This is a genomic window from Demequina flava, from assembly GCF_000975035.1.
GTDB lineage: Bacteria > Actinomycetota > Actinomycetes > Actinomycetales > Demequinaceae > Demequina > Demequina flava.
Window position 1 is genome coordinate 1,129,431 of record NZ_BBRA01000001.1, and the last position, 17,587, is coordinate 1,147,017.

The 17,587-nt window shown below is 64.2% G+C and carries 13 protein-coding genes and 2 tRNA genes; 9 read left to right on the plus strand and 6 right to left on the minus strand.

All coding sequences use genetic code 11. The annotated features are described in order from the left end of the window. Positions 1-72 precede the first annotated feature (72 nt). A complete protein-coding gene (locus AOP74_RS05320) occupies positions 73-570 on the minus strand; it encodes a hypothetical protein (protein WP_061961297.1) in 498 nt (165 codons plus the stop codon). 214 nt (positions 571-784) lie between these two features. On the opposite strand from AOP74_RS05320, the gene AOP74_RS05325 reads away from it, so the two are divergent. The 3 genes from AOP74_RS05325 (at position 785) to AOP74_RS05335 (ending at position 1,996) form a co-directional block, all read left to right on the plus strand. After that, on the plus strand, positions 785-1,618 hold the full coding sequence (locus tag AOP74_RS05325; RefSeq protein ID WP_061961298.1) for a DUF3566 domain-containing protein: 834 nt from the start codon (positions 785-787) through the stop codon (positions 1,616-1,618). Between the two features lie 89 nt (positions 1,619-1,707). Then, positions 1,708-1,781 (plus strand) — tRNA-Ile (locus tag AOP74_RS05330). Positions 1,782-1,923: 142 nt separating this feature from the next. Further along, positions 1,924-1,996, plus strand: a tRNA-Ala gene (locus tag AOP74_RS05335). Between the two features lie 2 nt (positions 1,997-1,998). Here the strand turns inward: AOP74_RS05335 and AOP74_RS05340 are convergent. Together AOP74_RS05340 and AOP74_RS05345 are read right to left on the minus strand one after the other, a co-directional pair. Then, positions 1,999-3,207, minus strand: a complete 1,209-nt coding sequence (locus tag AOP74_RS05340; RefSeq protein WP_061961299.1) for an MFS transporter — start codon at positions 3,205-3,207, stop codon at positions 1,999-2,001. A gap of 12 nt (positions 3,208-3,219) precedes the next feature. Further along, a complete protein-coding gene (locus tag AOP74_RS05345; RefSeq protein ID WP_152649180.1) occupies positions 3,220-3,963 on the minus strand; it encodes a hypothetical protein in 744 nt (247 codons plus the stop codon). Between the two features lie 103 nt (positions 3,964-4,066). On the opposite strand from AOP74_RS05345, the gene AOP74_RS05350 reads away from it, so the two are divergent. Together AOP74_RS05350 and AOP74_RS05355 are read left to right on the plus strand one after the other, a co-directional pair. Further along, entirely contained in the window at positions 4,067-4,660 is a 594-nt protein-coding gene (locus AOP74_RS05350) for a thymidine kinase (protein ID WP_061961301.1), read from the plus strand. Between the two features lie 126 nt (positions 4,661-4,786). Then, complete coding sequence (locus AOP74_RS05355; RefSeq protein WP_061961302.1) at positions 4,787-8,425, plus strand: metallophosphoesterase; 3,639 nt, start codon at positions 4,787-4,789, stop codon at positions 8,423-8,425. Here the strand turns inward: AOP74_RS05355 and glpK are convergent. Further along, complete coding sequence (gene glpK / locus AOP74_RS05360) at positions 8,422-9,936, minus strand: glycerol kinase GlpK (protein WP_061961303.1); 1,515 nt, start codon at positions 9,934-9,936, stop codon at positions 8,422-8,424. The two genes, AOP74_RS05355 and glpK, sit on opposite strands and share 4 nt — an antisense overlap. Before the next feature lie 82 nt (positions 9,937-10,018). After that, positions 10,019-10,987: a sugar-binding transcriptional regulator gene (locus tag AOP74_RS05365; protein WP_061961304.1), complete on the minus strand. Its 969-nt coding sequence runs from the start codon at positions 10,985-10,987 to the stop codon at positions 10,019-10,021. A gap of 90 nt (positions 10,988-11,077) precedes the next feature. Between AOP74_RS05365 and AOP74_RS05370 the strand changes: the two genes are divergently transcribed. Together AOP74_RS05370 and AOP74_RS05375 are read left to right on the plus strand one after the other, a co-directional pair. Further along, positions 11,078-12,802: a glycerol-3-phosphate dehydrogenase/oxidase gene (locus tag AOP74_RS05370; RefSeq protein ID WP_082096014.1), complete on the plus strand. Its 1,725-nt coding sequence runs from the start codon at positions 11,078-11,080 to the stop codon at positions 12,800-12,802. 121 nt (positions 12,803-12,923) lie between these two features. Then, positions 12,924-14,780, plus strand: a complete 1,857-nt coding sequence (locus AOP74_RS05375) for an alpha/beta hydrolase family protein (RefSeq protein ID WP_174435633.1) — start codon at positions 12,924-12,926, stop codon at positions 14,778-14,780. Between the two features lie 168 nt (positions 14,781-14,948). Here AOP74_RS05375 and AOP74_RS05380 read toward each other — a convergent pair whose 3' ends face one another. Then, entirely contained in the window at positions 14,949-15,920 is a 972-nt protein-coding gene (locus AOP74_RS05380; RefSeq protein WP_061961305.1) for a hypothetical protein, read from the minus strand. A 92-nt stretch (positions 15,921-16,012) separates the two neighbouring features. Here AOP74_RS05380 and AOP74_RS05385 point away from each other — a divergent pair, with 92 nt between their 5' ends. Further along, entirely contained in the window at positions 16,013-16,549 is a 537-nt protein-coding gene (locus AOP74_RS05385) for a peptidylprolyl isomerase (RefSeq protein ID WP_061961306.1), read from the plus strand. A 145-nt stretch (positions 16,550-16,694) separates the two neighbouring features. After that, positions 16,695-17,354: a rhomboid family intramembrane serine protease gene (locus AOP74_RS05390; protein WP_061961307.1), complete on the plus strand. Its 660-nt coding sequence runs from the start codon at positions 16,695-16,697 to the stop codon at positions 17,352-17,354. Positions 17,355-17,587: the final 233 nt, after the last annotated feature.

Here is a 17,587-nt window from a genome sequence, read left to right on the forward strand (position 1 = left end):
ACGCGAAGTGGCCGCCCCTGTGGATCGCATACGGAACGGTCCAATTGATAAAGGCGAGACCGAGGTCACCGATCAGGCTTTCAGTCGGACCGTCGGGGAGACCGAAATCGAGGATGCCTCCGGGGTATAGACCGAGCCGATGAGCCGCACTCGACGGCCCCACACCGCTGGCATGCCAGCGGAGACGGCGCCCAGTGAGCCGAAGCCGGCGTTGGACAAGCCCACGTCCGAGATCTGCGACAGTTCATCCACCCACGGCAGGCCAGTGTCGCGCAGGAGCCAGAACGTTCCGTCCACAATGAGGACTGCGGCGATGTGGGCGCCAATCGTGACAATCAGCATCTTGATTGCGCCGTAGTGACGTTCTAGGTAGCCACCACCGACAATAAAGATGGGCAAGATCAGTACATACATCCAGGGTGTGGGTGCGATCAGCATGCCTGTGATGATGGTCCAACAACAGCCCTCTTCGAAGGCGACCTCTCCCCATCCCCACGTGTCTACCAGGCCCGACGTTTCCGCGGACTCCCATAGCGCACCGGTGATGGCACCGGCGACGAGGACCACCACGACGACAACCAGGGTGACGGGGACGGACTTAACGTAGGCCCACAGTCGTTGGAGGGCGGTGGGTTCGGAGTGGGCCGATGCTGGGTCACTCAGGCGACCAACCTCCCGAGACGATTGGCGTACACCTGGGCCGACACTTCAGACTGAGAGAACCCTGAAGTACCCTGGGGGCTGGCCCACGCGCGCACGACGCTTGGAATCACGAGGAGAATGCATGACCGCGGACGACCGTAACGCCCCCGGAACCGGGCAGACCTTCACTCCCCAGGAGGAATCGACCCCGGCCACGGGAGAGCAGCAGGTGCGTCATACGAGCGTGCCCCCACAGGTGGCGACGCCTCCCGTGAGCGGGACTACGCCCACGCGGTCATCGATCCGTCCCACGACGGGCCAACAGCCCACCTCCGCGGCCCAGCCCACGTCGGCTCAGCAGCCCACCTCGCGCCAGCAAGCATCGTCCGCTCCCTGGGCACCGACCACGAGCGGCGCAGAGCCCGCGACCGACGAGCAGCCGGTCACCTCGCGACGCCAGGCGGCAGCCGCGCAGCAGGGTCAGGGCGCCGGCTTCACCGCGTCGGTGACGGCCGGTCTAGGAGCGGGACTTGGCAAGGCCAAGGAGTACGCCTCCAAGCCCACCTCGGGCACCACATTTACTGACGCAGGACCGGCCACCACCGCTCCTGATGGCACGCGCCGTGCACGCGTGCTCGTTTCCCGCATCGATCCCTGGTCCGCGCTGAAGATTGGCTTCTTGCTGTCCGTCGCGGTCGGCATCATGACCGTTGTCGCGGTCTACGTCGTGTGGAACGTCCTCAACGGCATGGGCCTGTTCCAGCTCGCCAACGAGTGGATCAGCGACCTGTTCACGCTTGAGCAGGAGCTCGACCTGTTGCAGTTCTTCGCACTCAATAAGTGGATGTCGGCGGCAGTGCTAGTGAGCGTGGTCAACGTCGTGATTTTGACGGCGATGAGCGCGGTTGTGGCGTTCCTGTACAACATCGTTTCGTCGATCGTGGGTGGCGTGTACGTCACCCTCACTGACGACTAAGAGAGGTGCCCCGACCCGACCATGAGGCCCAGTTTGGAACAGGGCCCACGGTTGGGGTAAGGTTTCTCTCCGCGGCAGTCGCCGTGTTGGGGCCCATAGCTCAGGCGGTTAGAGCGCTTCGCTGATAACGAAGAGGTCGGAGGTTCAAGTCCTCCTGGGCCCACTGAAGGAGATCGATGAAGAAAATCACAGTTATCGTGGTGGTCGTCGCAACAGTAGCCGTAGGTTACGGTTTGCTGGCGCGTGACACGAAGCGAGATATCTGGGATGATGTTCATCGTCGCCTTTGACCTCACCGGTCACTAGGGGCCTTAGCTCAATTGGTAGAGCGCCTGCTTTGCAAGCAGGAGGTCGTGGGTTCGATTCCCACAGGCTCCACGCTAAGCCGTCACCTTCGGGTGGCGGCTTTCGTGCTTCTCGGGGGGTAACGCGCGCAACGCGAGCACTCCAACGACCGGGCCAGCAGCAAGGACCACGAGCGCGTACTTCCAATCGGTCGCGGCGGCAACCAACGGGACGATCTGGATGCTCGCAACGGTGAGGGCAAAGCCAATAGCCGTCTGGCCGGTGAGCGCCGTCCCTACGTGCTCTGCTTCCACGGACTCGGACAAGGCGGTCGAGAAGACACCGGAGTCGGCGATCACGGAGGCGCCCCACACCGCACACAGCGCTGTGAGCACAACGGCGGTGGCGTCAAACGCCACCGGAGACAACACGCAACACAGTCCACTCACCGTGAGCGCGGCGATCGCAGCCCGAGCTCGCCCAAACCGGTCCGCGGCCCAGCCCCCAATGAGGCAACCGGCCAGTCCGCCGAGCCCCATCGTGAGGAACACCATGACCTGGCCGGAGCCCGAGAACTGCGCGGACGAGTTAAGGACAAACACCGGGATCCACGTCCACAGCGCGTACAGCTCCCACATGTGGCCGAAGTACCCCAGGTTGATCAGCCGTGCTCGCCGGTTACGGAACATGTCGATGATGTAGCCCGGCTCCAGCTGGGTCCGGGAACGCGTGAGGTAGGGGCCCGGCCGGATGAACGTGAACGCGAGAGCCGCGCCCGTGAGCCCAATCAGCGCGGTGACCTGGAGCGTGGCCCGCCACGGCAAGTCTGCGAGTCCGCCGATGAGGTTCGGCAACGCTGAGCCGACAGTCAGCGCGCCAATGAGTAGACCCATCGATAGGCCGCGCCGGGCGGGAGGCGCCCACGACGCCATCAACTTCATGCCCACCGGGTAGACCCCCGCGAGGAAGACGCCCGTGAGGAAACGCAGCGCGATCATCACGCCCAGCCCGTCGGCAAACCACGCCAGGGCCGAGGTGCTCAGCGCAGCAATTGCCGCACTGGCCGCCAACAGCAGATGGGTCGGAATGCGGTCGGCGAGATTGGCGACTGTCGACAGCACCGCCCCCGTCACAAATCCCAATTGCACCGCTGCCGTCAGCCACACCGCCGCGGCAGAACTGATTGAGAAGTCCGCCTGGACGCTCGGCACCACCGCGGACACGGAAAACCAGACGGCAAGCGCCAAGACCTGCACCAGCGCAATGAGGCCGCGCTGCACCGCAGGCGAGGTCGGGGCAATCATGATGCGCCGCCGCTAAGACGCGACGTTCCAGATGACTGGGTTGGATGTGTAGGCGACGGCGGAGGCGTGAAAGGTGCCGCGATACTCGACCGCCGCGAGGGTGCTTCCCTCGCTGACCATCATGACGGCGCACCCGGTCGTCGATCCGGTGGCCTCGAGCTCGTCCACATCTGCAGGCTCACACGAGGGCGGAGCGCCCGTGAGTTCCGGGGCAGCGGCCTGGCCGCCATCAGTGTCAATGCCCGTGAACGTCGGCAACTCATCGAGGCTGAATCCATCGGGCACCGGCGTCCCCACGAGGTCGAGCGACACATGCACATATGAGGGGTGGAACCAGCCGTCCAGGCCGGCGTAGTCGGATTCGCTCAAGACCTCGGTCAGGTCGGAGATGTCACCCTCCGCGACCTCGTCGAGAGATACCTGGATCTTGAGTTCGGTCTCTGCGCCGCTGGCGCCCGTGGCAACGAGCGGCAGTACAAGGTCTGTTGATCCCTCGACGGCCGCGCCAGGCTCTGTGAGTGGTGCATCCGGGAGGGCCGATGCTGGGGCCGGGGTGGGTGAAGCCGTGACCGCTGGGTTGGAGCTAGGCCCCGAGGAGGTGGTTTGGGCAGGAGCCGAGGTGTCCGTCTCGTCACTGCCACCACCGCAACCGGCGAGTACGACCACCGCCACCACAGCGCTACTGGCGGCTGCTGTTCGCGGGTGAGCGAGCATCGGCCCTAAGCTCCCGAGAGTCAGCGGAAGGTCACGTCTCATGCCTGCCACTGTGCCACGCCGTCGCGCCGTGCCCAGACAGCCCCGCTGGCCCGCTACTCTGTCTCGCACGCGCACGAGCGCGCGACCGGCATGAGGAGGACCAGTGGCCAAGCTCTACTTCCGCTATGGCGCGATGAATTCGGGCAAGTCCACAATGCTTTTGCAAGCTGCGTACAACTATGAGGAACGCGCGCAATCCCCGGTGATCGTGAAGCCCGGCGTGGACACCAAGGCTGGCCGCAAGGTCTCGTCGCGTATCGGCCTTGAGCGTGAGGTCGACGCGATCATCGCGGGCGACGTGTTGCTTGAGGACGTGCTCGAGTCGGTTCGTCCTATCGCGGACACAGACGCCATCTTCATCGACGAGGCGCAGTTCCTGACGCCCGCCCAAGTCGACGAGGCGTTCACAATCGCCGTCACCCGGCGCGTGCCCGTCCTCGCCTATGGCCTCCGCAGCGACTTCCGCACGCGCGCCTTCCCTGGCTCTGCACGCCTGCTTGAGTTGGCGCACTCCATTGAGGAACTCAAGACCATCTGCCGTTGCGGCTCAAAGGCGATGATGAACGCCCGCCTGATCGACGGCGTCTTTGTGTCCGACGGCGCCCAGGTCGCAATCGACGGACAGGCAGCGGAATACGAGTCGCTGTGCGGCACGTGCTACATCGAGAAGGTCGGCCCGGTCAGCCACAACAGCTAGTTTTCGTGACCACGCCGGTGACGAAAGCACGACCACGGTGACGCTCCACTAAACCCTGGATGAAGGTCCGGCGACGATGGGGCTGAGTGGTCGTGGCGCGCGTGGCGAATCGGTTGACTCGGTGGTGTGAACGTCAAAGGCATCGCCCTCACTGTTCTTGCCGCCCTCACCGCTGTGGCGTGGCTCCCCCAACCGGCCGCTCAGGCCGCGACCTGGCCGCCGCCGGAGCCTTACCGGCACGATCCGCTGTGGCAGGTCTCCGAGATTGTGGCGAACTCCCCCAACGTGGGCGGGGGTGACGCGTACGAGTACGTGGAGATCCGTAACGCCTCGGATGGACCTCTCGCCTGGGACGACTTCCGCATGCGCTACGTCCGCCCGCTCGTCGACCTCACGACGGTGTGGGCCGCGCACTGGCCGACGTTGACGCCGGACGTAGTGGTCGAGCCCGGCGGCACCCTGGTGCTGTGGGTGCGCAACCCCGTCAACGACGGACTGACTGTCGCCGACTTCAACGCCGCGTATGGAAGTTCGTTGGTCGAGGGCGAGAACCTCGTGATGGTTGATGGGACCGGGTTGTCCAACAGTTCCCTGCGGGGAGTGGCGTTGTCGACCAAGTTTGGCGTGCAGCTCGCGCAGGCGTATTACAACGAGGACGGCAACGCCGATGCTGCGGTCAAGACGGGCGTTGGCGTTCACTTTGAGCCCACGGTCGAGCCGGGCGGGGTGCAAGAGCGCGTTGGGACCGCGACCCCATCCCCCGGTGTTGTGTCACAAGCGCATGCAGACCTGTCGCCCATTGCACAGCCGGAGCCGGGCGACGCCCCAGAGATTGTGGACGATGCCGGCCACCTGTTCACGCAGGGGCGCGGCGTGGAGATTGATGCGTGGGTCGGGGACGACGGGCTCGTCCACACTGCGGACATTGAGGTGTGGAGCGACATCGACCCCGAGCCCACCGTGTATCCGCTGACCGGGGAAGCGGTCGGAAGCCGCACCGTGCACCTCGGGGCCGCCGACACACTTGGGCGCAGTGAGATCTACTACCGCATCACGGCCTCCGACGGCACGCACAAGACGACCTCGGACACAGTGACCCTGACGTCGACACTTGATGAAGGGCCCTTGCGAATTGGGGGTGGGCACGATGGCCTGCCTCTGGGCGAGGATCTTGTGGTCCCCTTGTTCCCCCAGGCACTCACCCGGCACAGCGGGGACGTAGTCGCAGGCCAGACGCGACTTGTCGTGGGTGGAGACGTCTACCCGCCGCAGCACGGACTTGAGATCGACGGAGCCGAGGTCGATACGGAGCTGTCACTCGAACACGAGCCCTTCTTCGCCTTTGAGGCGACCCTGACGGACCCGTACTTCCGGAACGGGATCGTGATGGGTGACGACGTGTTGCATGTGTTCGACACGGGAACCTACAGCGAAGTGGAAACGGTCGAGACCCGCCTGCCACTGGACGATATCCGTCCTGGTCAGCCCGTCACCGTCAGCATCGTCGCCGGCACCAAGGCCGCGCCTGAAGTTGACGACTTCGAGGCCAATGATGACTTCATCGCGATGAACCCGCGCCTGGCTTTGCCGGACGGCCGCGTGCTGACGGCCCGGGGCTACAGCGAGGGCCAGCTGTTGCCTATGGGCGACGGCGCTCGGACGCTCGCGACGTATGAGGCGACCTTCGACATCCCCGACGATGCCTTCACTGCGGTCGCGCATGAGTGGGACACCACGGGCGTAGCGGACGGCCTGCACTCGGTTGTCTCTCGCAACGATGCCGGCGACACCGTGACCATGGACTTGGCCGTCGACAACACCGCCCCCGCGGTGGAGACGTCAATTGCGGACAGCGCGGTGGTGCGCGGAGAGGTCACTCTCGATGCCACCGTTACCGATGCGGAAGCCGGCGTGGACGTCGTCACGGCAGCTCTTGACGGCCGCGCGGTGCGCCTCCCGCTGGAGATCTCCTCGCTCACCGCGACGCCAGGTGCACACGACCTCACCGTGACGGCCACCGACGACGCCGGGAACGTCCGCACCGTGACGCGCGAGTTCACCGTCCCGGAAGAGCACCCCACGGTCGCGGAGGCCGCAACCGTGAGCGACGGCAACGACATGGTGCTCGAGGCCACCGTGGAGGACTCGTCAGGCGACACTCTGGACGTTGACTTTGCCCGTGGCGAGGCGCTCGCGGTCGGCGATGAGATTCAGGTGTTCGCGGGGACCACGAACTGGTCTGGAGATACCGAACGCACGGAGGCACGTGAACTTGCTGCGGGCGACCGCGCTGCGGTGACCAGCCCCGACGCACAGGTGGTGTCGACCACCAGCGACAGCGCGCTACCTTACGTCCTGCTCACCGCAGACGTCTCTGAAACGCAGGGAGATCAGCTGCGCCTCGTGTGGAACGGGACGGCCGAGCCCGATGCCCGCGTGACCCTCAGCCTCTTGGATCCGGATTCGGGTGAGTGGAGTCCCGTAGCCGCACACGTGACCGCCGCTGCAGATGAGGACATCACGCTTGAGGCCGTCGTGCCCGTCTCGCAGTGGGAGAGCGACGGCGAGGTTCGCGGCCTGGTGCAGCACACCGAAGGGTATGCCGGCGAGGACCACTCAACCCGAGCATCGGCCGTGACCCCCAACCACCCCGAGGACACCCCACGCTCCGAGTACGACTTCTCCCTCGCGTGGGAGTCGGACACCCAGTACTACAACGCCCGCCCGGACATCTACGACCGGCAGCTCTCCATTCACGACTACGTCCTCAACGTGCGCGAGGACATCAACCTTCAGTACCTCATTCACACGGGGGACATCGTGGACTGGTCCACCGACGATGAGCAGTGGGATAGGGCCGATGCTGCCTATACCCCGCTCGATGACGCGGGGCTTCCGTACGGGGTTCTGGCAGGCAACCACGATGTGGATCACCGCACGAATGACTATGGGCCGTTCTCCGAGTGGTTTGGCGACAACCGCTTTGCAGACAATCCCTGGTTTGGCGAGAGTCACCTCGACAACCGCGGCCACTACGACTTGGTCACGGCGGGCGGCATCGACTTCCTGTTCCTGTACATGGGGTGGGCGCCCGGCGATGAGCAGGTGGAGTGGATGAATGACGTGTTGAGCGCGTATCCGGAGCGCGTGGCTGTGGTGAGCCTGCACGAGTACATGCTCACGACTGGTGGCTTGGGCCCCGTGCCTCAGCAGATCTTCGACGAGGTGATTGCCACGCAACCCACTGTGAAGTTCGTGCTGTCGGGTCACTATCACGACGCCTACACGCGCCTCGATCACTTCGACGACGACGGCGACGGCGCTGACGACCGCACGGTCACGTCCATGTTGTTCGACTACCAGGACCTGCCCTATGGCGGACAGGGGTACCTGCGGCTCATGCACTTCGACAATGAGGCGGAGTCGATCCAGGTGCGCACGTACTCCGACTACCTCAGTGACTACACCGCGGTTCACACCGCACTCGATGACGTGAACCAGGACTTCGCAATTCCTTATGCGCAGGCCGGGATCACGGTGGCGCCCAAGGTGCTCACCACCGACTCGGTGTCCGTCGATGTGTTGTCGGACGAGGTCATTGCGAGCTTTGACCAGGTGGACGCCTCGACTTCTCTGAACGCCAGGTGGGACGAGGACGGGTCGTGGTACGTCCGGGCGACTGACCCTTACGGTGCGACGGCGGTGTCCGACGTCATTGATGGGCCTGGAGGGTCCGGAACCGTGTTGACGGCGTCCCGCGACTAGCGGCCGGCGTCGTCCCCGACCCAACCAAACGAGCGCTCGACGCCCTTGTCCCATTGGCGTTGCGCGGCGTCCCGGTCCTCGATCGCCGACTGCGGAACCCAGCGGCGATCCTCGGCCCACAACTGCCGCAACTGATCGAGGTCTTCCCAGAATCCCACTGCAAGGCCGGCAGCAAAGGCCGCGCCGAGGGCGGTGGTTTCCGAGACCGCTGGACGGACCACTGGGATGCCCAGAGCATCGGCCTGGATCTGCATCAGAAGGTCGTTGGCGACCATGCCGCCGTCGACCTTCAATTCAGTCAACTCACTGTCCACGTCCTGCGCCATCGCGCCAAGGACGTCGCGAGTTTGCATCGCCACGGACTCAAGCGCCGCGCGAGCAATGTGACTGTGATTCGTGAATCTCGTGATTCCGAGAATGGCGCCGCGAGCATCGGACCTCCAATGGGGCGCCAACAGGCCAGAGAATGCTGGAACCACTACGACGCCGCCGGTGTCCGGCACTTGTGAAGCGAGCGCCTCGACCTCGGACGCGGTAGAAATGATGCCGAGCGAGTCGCGCAGCCACTGGATGAGTGAGCCGGTCACCGCGATCGAGCCCTCGATCGCGTAGATGGGCTGCCCGGCCTCCAGGCTGTACGCGACCGTGGTGATGAGCCCGTGCTCCGAGAAGACCGGCTCGGACCCAGTGTTGACCAGCACAAAGCTGCCCGTTCCGTACGTGCTCTTGGACTGGCCGGGGTCGAACGCCGCCTGGCCGAACGCGGCAGCCTGCTGGTCGCCCAAGATGCCCGTGATGGGCACGCCGCGGAGGAGACTGGATTCGGAAGCGCGGCCGAACGCATCCGACGAGGGGCGGATCTCAGGAAGCGCCTCGATGGGGATGTCGAAGAGTTCGAGCATGGTGGGGGACCACTCGCAGGTGCGCAGATCCATGAGGAGTGTTCGGGAGGCGTTGGTGACGTCGGTGGCGTGGACGCCACCTTCGGGCCCACCGGTGAGATTCCACAGCACCCAACTGTCTATGGTGCCAAGCATGAGTTGCCCGTCGCGAGCCAACTGCCGGCCGTTGGGGATCTCGTCGAGGAGCCACGCGAACTTTGAAGCGGAGAAGTAGGCGTCGAGCGGCAAACCGGTGATCGACACGAACCCGTCGCGACCGTGCTCGCGCGAGAGCTCGTCGATCTTGCCCTGAGTGCGGGTGTCTTGCCACACGATTGCGCGGTGCAGGGGCTGGCCGGTGGTCGGGTCCCACGCGACAACGGTCTCTCGCTGATTGGTGATGCCCACCGCGGCCAGGTCATGGCGGGTGATGTTGGCCTTCGCCATCGCGAACCCAACGGCCTCGCGCACGTTGGTCCAGATCTCCACTGGGTCGTGTTCCACCCAGCCGGGCGCGGGGAAGTGTTGCTCGTGTTCAAACTGCCCCGACGCAACAATCTGACCGCCTTCATCGAAGATGATGGCGCGAGTGCTGGTGGTGCCTTGATCAATGGACACGATGTAGGCCACGGGGGACTCCTTTGTGCTCGGGGACTGAAGTGAAACTACGACGTGCGGAGCGAGGCGTGCCACCGCAGTGCACGAACGTGCATCACCGGGCCTCCGCAAGCTTGCGCGCGAGAGCTTCGTCCACGACGAGGTCGGTGACGAGGCGCCCTTCAAGGGCTCCCCTCACGCCGGCGAACTTTTGTGCGCCCGATGCAATGCACATGCGCCGCGGGACGCGCCGCAGTGTTGCCAATCGCGGCCCGCTGCTGCGCGTGTTGAGCGTGATGTTGTCGCTGGAGCCGTCTGCACGGAAGAACACCGTGGCGACGTCTCCCACCACCTTGTCTTCCTTGAGGCTGCGATAGTCGGCCTGGCCTAGGTAGCCGCCAATGTAGACGTGACTGGGCACCTCTGAGAACGGTGACCCCACTCCGAACACGGCGATGTCCAGACGTGTTTGGAGCTCCAGGAGCCTGCGGATGCTCCGCTCGCGCCATAGGGCGTCACGCGTAGCGGGGTCGTCGAAGAACGCGGGGACCGGAAATTGCTGGACTCGGGCGCCAAAGGCCTGCCCGAACCGCTGCAAGATGTCTGAGGAGTACTCGATTCCCGTGCTTTGAGTGTTTCCGGCGCCGTTCATCTGGACGATGACGCTGTGGCGAGTGGGTCGGGACACCAGGTGACGGCTGACCACGCTCATGGTTGATCCCCAAGCGACACCGACGTTCATGTGGGAGTCCACGAACTCGCTCACAAGCCGGGCCGCGTTCATCGCCACGCGTTCAAGTCGCTCCACGTCCGTGAGCGTGTCCGGTGTGGGTACAACGTGCGCGCGGACGCCGTACCTGTCGCCCAACCTCTTCTCGGTGTCGCCCACGTGGTCGTCTGGAGCGGACACGTTGATCTCCACGATGCCGCTGTCGCGGGCGTGGGTCAGCAGACGTGACACGGAACTGCGGGAGACCGACAGCTCGCGGGCAATCGTGTCCATGGTCTGGTCCTGCACGTAATACAACTGTGCGGCCCTCAGCGCCTGTCGCGTTCGCCGGCCCTCTGAACTGAAATCTTCCACAGCGACCTCCCGTTGCACGTTTGTGCAGTCGCATTGCGCGGCGGTGCACTGGGAGAGATTCTAGCCACAGTGATCCGACGAGGAGGAAAGATGATCGACACGCCGGCCGTGCCCGATGCGACCGCAGTGGCACAACGCTTGGACTTGGGTGCCGTAAAGAAGACCCAGGTAGTGGTGATTGGCGGTGGCATCAACGGCGCCGCGACTTTCCGCGACCTCGCGTTGCAGGGCATCGACGTTGTGCTGATCGAGCGCAACGATTTCTCCTCCGGCGCATCGGCGGCATCGAGCCACATGGTGCACGGCGGCTTGCGTTACCTCGAGAACGGGGAGTTGCGCCTGGTCCAGGAGTCAGTCCGGGAACGCAACGCGCTGCTGATGACCGCCCCGCACCACGTGAAGCCACTCGCGACGACGATCCCGCTGCGCAAGACCTGGAGCGGCGCGATCGCAGCGCCATTGCGTGTACTGCGCCATAAGCCGGGCAACAGCGGCACCGAGCGCGGCGCGATTCTGGCGAAGCTTGGCCTGATGATGTACGACTCGTACTCGCGTCGGAACGGCTCCGTGCCCGCGCACGTGATGGAGCGCCGCTCGTCATTCGAGGACAAGTTCCCGGACTTTGCGCCAGATATCTCTTGGGCTGCGACGTACTACGACGCTTCGGTCGGCCAGCCCGAGCGGGTTGCCATGGACCTCATTCTTGATGGTGTGAATGCCCACGCGGGCGCGCACGCGGTCAACTATGTGGAGGCGACGGGCCTCGACGACGGGGTGGTGCGCTACCGCGACGGAATCTCCGGCTCCGAAGGTTCGATCGAGGCAGACGTGATCGTCAACGCCAGCGGACCATGGACTGACCTCACCAATGCCTCCTTCGGGCAACCATCCGAATACATGGGCGGCACCAAGGGCTCGCACATCGTGGTGGACTCGCCTGAACTGCTGGACGCCACCCATGGTCACGAGATCTTCTTTGAGCACCCCGACGGCCGCATCGTGCTCATCTACCCGCTGCACGGGCGAGTCATGATCGGCACCACCGACATTCCGGTTGATCCGCGCGAGCCAGCTGTCTGCACTCCGGAGGAGGTGGAGTACTTCCTGGATCTCGTGGGACTGGTGTTCCCTGACATTCCGGTGGCGCAGGACCAGATTGTGTACAAGTTCTCTGGCATCAGGCCCTTGCCCAAGGCGGAAGACTCCGCACCCGGAGTCGTGTCACGTGACTATCGCCTGGAGCAGGAGACTTCCGGTGACGCGCACGTCATCAGCATTGTGGGCGGAAAGTGGACAACCTTCCGCGCCCTCGGTGAGCGCGTGACGGATGAGGTCTTGCCTCTACTTGGCGCAACTCGCAAGCGCTCGACGCTGCGTGAGTGGATCGGTGGGGGGCGGGGCTACCCCAAAACCCCCGGCGAGATGGCTGCCTGGCGGGATCGCAACATCCCAGGACTCGATGACCGCCGGCGTAACACATTGTTCGAGCGCTACGGCACCCGGGCGCGCGACGTCGCGCAGTTCATTGCGGCCGGGCCCGACGTGGACATTGAAGGAACTGACCTCAGCACTGCCGAAGTGCGTTTCCTTGTCCACGTCGAACACGCCGTCCGTGTGGCTGACGTGATCCAACGCAGGACTACGTCGGCATTCCGGGGAGGACTGACTGCGAAGGCGGTCCGCGATGTTGCAGATGCCATGGCCCCGGCGCTCGGGTGGAGCGAAGAAGAGACCGCGAAACAGGCCCAAACCTGCATGGATGTGCTGGAAAGTGCACACGGCGTGGCCTGGAATCACACCTCCCAGGAGGTGTAGCGCGCACGTTTGTGCAGTTTCGCTGAAACTGCGACCAGGTATTGCGGGAGCACCATAAGGTTCCCAGCGAAGAGTGCGTCTTGGGCGCACGGTTAGTCCCCCAACAAAGGAGTTGACCCTCATGAGTACCCCTGTCCTCAGGCGCAACGGATTCTGGTTTGCCGTTGCCCTCATCATCTGTCTGGTGTCGGCCATCGGCGCCGCCACGGTCCAGAGTGACCGCGGCAACGTCGATATCAAGGACATGCAGTGGGAGACGTCATCCGGCCGGATGCTCAATGCGCTGCTGTTCCGTCCCGACACCGCGACCGCGGACACACCCGCCCCTGCCGTCGTCGTGAGTCACGGCTGGTGGAACAACCGCGAGATGCAGGACGCGAACTACACCGAGCTTGCACGCCGCGGCTATGTCGTGGTCTCGATCGACATGTACGGACACGGCAACTCAGATCCCCTTCCGTCTGAGGAGATCGCAGTCAACGGCACCGGCATGTACGACGCCGTGCAACTGGTCGCCGACCTTCCCTACGTCGACACCGAGCGCATTGGTGTCGAGGGTCACTCCAACGGAGCCCGTGCCGCTAACTTCTCCATCGGGATCGACAACACGGTTGAGACGCCCTTGATCGCAGCAGCGTTCCTGGTCGACAACGAAGCGTTCTACACGGACTCTGCCAATGACAACGCGTACTTCAACTACTACGGCTCCCGCGATGTGGGCCTGGTGGCCGACCAGTACGACGAGTTCTTCTTCCGTAGTTACTCCCCTGAGGGCGAGGCGCTCACACCACCCCGGGACTTCGCGACGACCCCGAACGCGCAGTCGTTCTTGCACTTCGGAGCAGATCCTTCGACGTTCGACGACGTGCGTGAGCCGGGCGAGTACTACTCGCAGGATGTCGACGGCGAAGAGGCAGTCCGTGTTCTGTACACGCCCAACGAGATTCACCCGTGGTCCACTGTCTCCGCGACGACCGTGGGCTCGATGCTCGAGTTCTTCGAAACCACGCTTGGCGCGCCTGACACCATTGCCCCCGATGACCAGGTCTGGCAGACCAAGGAGTTCTTCAACGCTCTGGGCCTGATCGGCTTTGGAATGTTCCTCGTGACCTTCACAAAGGTTCTGCTGCGTACCCCCTTCTTCGCGACGTTGCGCGTCAAGGAAGTCAAGAAGGCCGTGGCGCTCGACAAGGCAGGACACGGGTGGTTCTGGGGCGGTCTGGTATTCCTCGCGATCGTCTCCGCTTGGAGCTACGTGTGGCTGAGCAACCGTGAAGGCCTGTCTGGAACGGTGTTCAATGCCGCGCCATCCTTCTGGCCGCAGGGTGCGGTGTTCTTCATCGCGTTGTGGGCGGCGATCAACGGTGTAGTTGCGCTCGCACTCATGACGGTGATCTACCTGGTCCGAGTTCGGAAGCAAGGCACCTCCCTGCGGGACCTCGGTGTCCTTCCGGGCTGGGGTGCTGCTGGCAAGACCATCCTGCTGGGAATCGCGACGACTGCCGCCGCCTTCACCGTGGTCTTCATCGTGGACTACTTCTTCAAGACGGACTTCCGCTACTGGGTCCTGGCCGTCAAGTGGTTCCCGGCAGACAAGATCGGCTACGCGCTCTACGTCATCCCGCTGTTCCTGATCTACTTCATCGGAAACTCGATCGCCGTCAATGCCTTCAGCCGCTTCACGCTCTTCGGCAAGGAATGGGTCAACACGGCGGTCCTGGCACTGTTCAACGCCATGGGCCCCCTGGTGTTGGTCATTTGGCAGTACTCGACCTTCTTCTCCACGGGCTATCTCACGGACCAGTTGGGCGGAATCTTCAGCATCTGGCTGTTCCCAACCCTGGTGTTGCTCCCCGTCGCGGCGATCATCTCGCGCAAGCTCTACCGCGAGACGAACAACCCATACATCGGCGGCATCATCATGGCCCTGGTGGTGGCGCTAATCTCGTCGTCCAACACGCTCGTGACGACGTTCTAGAGGCCGCTGGCGGGCGCCCGACCGGGGCGCCCGCCAGCAACCTCACTGGGTCGGAGGCCCCAGCCGGACAACTCCATGGGTGTCCGATGACCTCAGACACAACGAGGCCCCGCAGCATATGTGCTGCGGGGCCTCGTCAGTTGAGCGGCGCTCAGGCCGCTAATTGGCTTACTTGCCGGACTTCTTCGAGGAGTCGCCCTTAGCGGTTGACTTCTTCTCTGCGGGGGTCTCGCCGGTCTCGTCCGAGCCGCCCTCGTCTTCCCACACGTCCTCGGCGTCATCGATCACGTCGACGGCAGCGTTGGTAGCACGCGAGCGAGCGGTGTCCACGGAGGACTTCACCTTCTCGGTCTCGGAGTCGAGCGTCGAACGCACCTTGTTCACTGCGTCGTCCGTCTGCGACTTGACCTTGTTCACTGCGTCGTCCGTCTGTGCCTTGACCTTGTCTAGCGCGGGGCCAGCCTGCTCCTTGACCTTGTCGATCGTGGGGCCGGCCTTCTCAAGGGCGTCCTTGCTGAGCACGGTCGCCTTGTCTGCGCCCTGCTTGGCGGCACCGGTCACGGTGTCGACGGCCTTGTTGACGCCATCGCGAACCTTTTGCGTGAGGTCGGGGTCGGTCTCAAGCTCCCACTCGTCGTCCTCGCCAGCCCAGGCGTCGCGGCCCGGGTCGCGACGTGCCCAAACCACCAGCGCGGCGGTGCCGGCAGCGACCAGCGCTCCAGCGATGACGACCTTGCCGAACCCGCTCTTCTTCTTGGGCTCCTCGGCAGCGCTCTCCACGGCACCAATCACCGCGGGAATGGCAGCGCCAACAATGGCGGCGTGCGCAATGTCGGTCCACTCCTGAGCCTTGAGGCCAGCGCGGCGGACATAGGGGCTCGCCTTACGTGCGCCCTGGTGATAGGCCGTTTGTGCCTTGGGGGCGGCCCAGTCCTTCGCGTTCTTGACCTGGGGGCCAGCCCATTCCTTGGCGGTTCGCACCTGAGGCCCGGCCCAGTCCTGCGCGCGCTTAGCGGCGGCCTTGGCCGACCCTGAAGCATCCTTAGCCGCAGCCTTGGCCTTCTTGGCTGCGTCCTGCGCCTGGGCGCGATACTTGTCGGTGTCGGTGATGTTCTGAAGTTCCTTCTTCTTACGTCCCACGAGTCGCCTCCGTCTAATAACCAGGTGTATTCCTGTCGTCCATCTTGTCACCTACTGTGTTTGAACGCGATACCCGTGTGACAATGTTCCCTATGATCGCAACTCTTGAAACAACTGAAGGCGACATTCGCATCGAACTGATGCCCAATGACGCTCCCGCAACCGTCAAGAACTTCGTGGGCCTCGCCACTGGCGAGAAGGAGTGGACGAACCCCCAGACCGGCGAGAAGAGCACCGAGCCCTTCTACAACGGCCTCGTGTTCCACCGCATCATCGAAGGCTTCATGATCCAGGGTGGCTGCCCGCTCGGCACCGGCACCGGTGGTCCCGGCTTCACCTTCGACGACGAGATCCACCCCAACAACAACTTCTCCGAGCCCTACATGCTCGCGATGGCCAACGCTGGCAAGCGCCAGAACCCCATCACGGGTCAGCCTGCAGGCACCAACGGCTCGCAGTTCTTCATCACCGTGGGCGCCACGCCGCACCTGAACCAGGGCCACACCCTGTTCGGCAAGGTTGCGGACGAGGAGTCGAAGGCTGTCGTCGACAAGATCGCGACAACCGCCACGGACGGCCGTGACCGTCCCCTCGAGGACATCATGATCACCGCGGTGACCATCTCCTAACTCTCTTCACATGAGCACACCCGCGCAGGGCTCCGCGCCCACCTGCCCGCGTCACCCTGATCGCGTCGCCTACGTTCGTTGCCAACGCTGCGAACGGCCGACGTGCCCCGAGTGCCAGCGGCCAGCTGCTGTCGGAGTGCTCTGCGTGGATTGCCTGAAGCAGGCTCAAGCCCAGGCGCGGCCCATCCGGTCGCGCCTGGGCTTCACCATGTCTGCGGGACCGCCCATCGCTACGTATGTGTTGATGGCGGTCAACATCGGACTCTTCATCCTTGGGCCGATGCTGATCGGCAGTGCGTGGGAGGGGTACCTCGGTCTGTGGCCGGGTTACACCGCGGAGTTGGGCGCCGCCTACGCCGACGTCGGCAACGAGTGGTACCGCTGGATTACGGCAGGCTTCGTGCAGTTCAGCTGGATGCACTTGCTCTTCAACATGCTCGCGCTGTGGCAACTGGGCCAGGTGCTCGAGCCTGCGCTGGGGCGTGTGCGATTTCTGGTGCTCTACTTCGGATCCCTGCTGGGTTCCTCGGCCGGCGTCATGCTGCTCGCCGACTCGGGCGTTCACGGCGGTGCCTCTGGCGCCATCTTCGGCCTCATCGCGGCCTACGGCGTGATCCTCAAACGCATGAACCTCCCCGTGACGCAGGTGGTGGTGATCGCCGCGATCTTCATCGGCGCTCCACTGCTGGGCATCATGTCGGGGGTGTCGTGGGAGGGCCACCTCGGCGGTGCCGTGGTGGGACTCGTCATCATGCTGGCGATGTTCCGGGGCGTGGACAAGCGCGAGGCAGCTCAGCGCCGCTAAGTCCCCGGCGTGCGCCCCTGTGCATGGCGGGCGGGGTTATCCACAGTTCCCCGAGCCCGATTGTCACATCTGTCACACACGTCACATCGACGGCGACTCGGGCGACCGGTCGAGGTAGATGAGCAGGGTTATCCCCAGATGACCTGTGGATAACCCTGGGGATATGTGAATGACACGGGTGTAGTTATCCCCACCGTTATCCCCATCGGGGGATAACTACATGGGTGTAACTC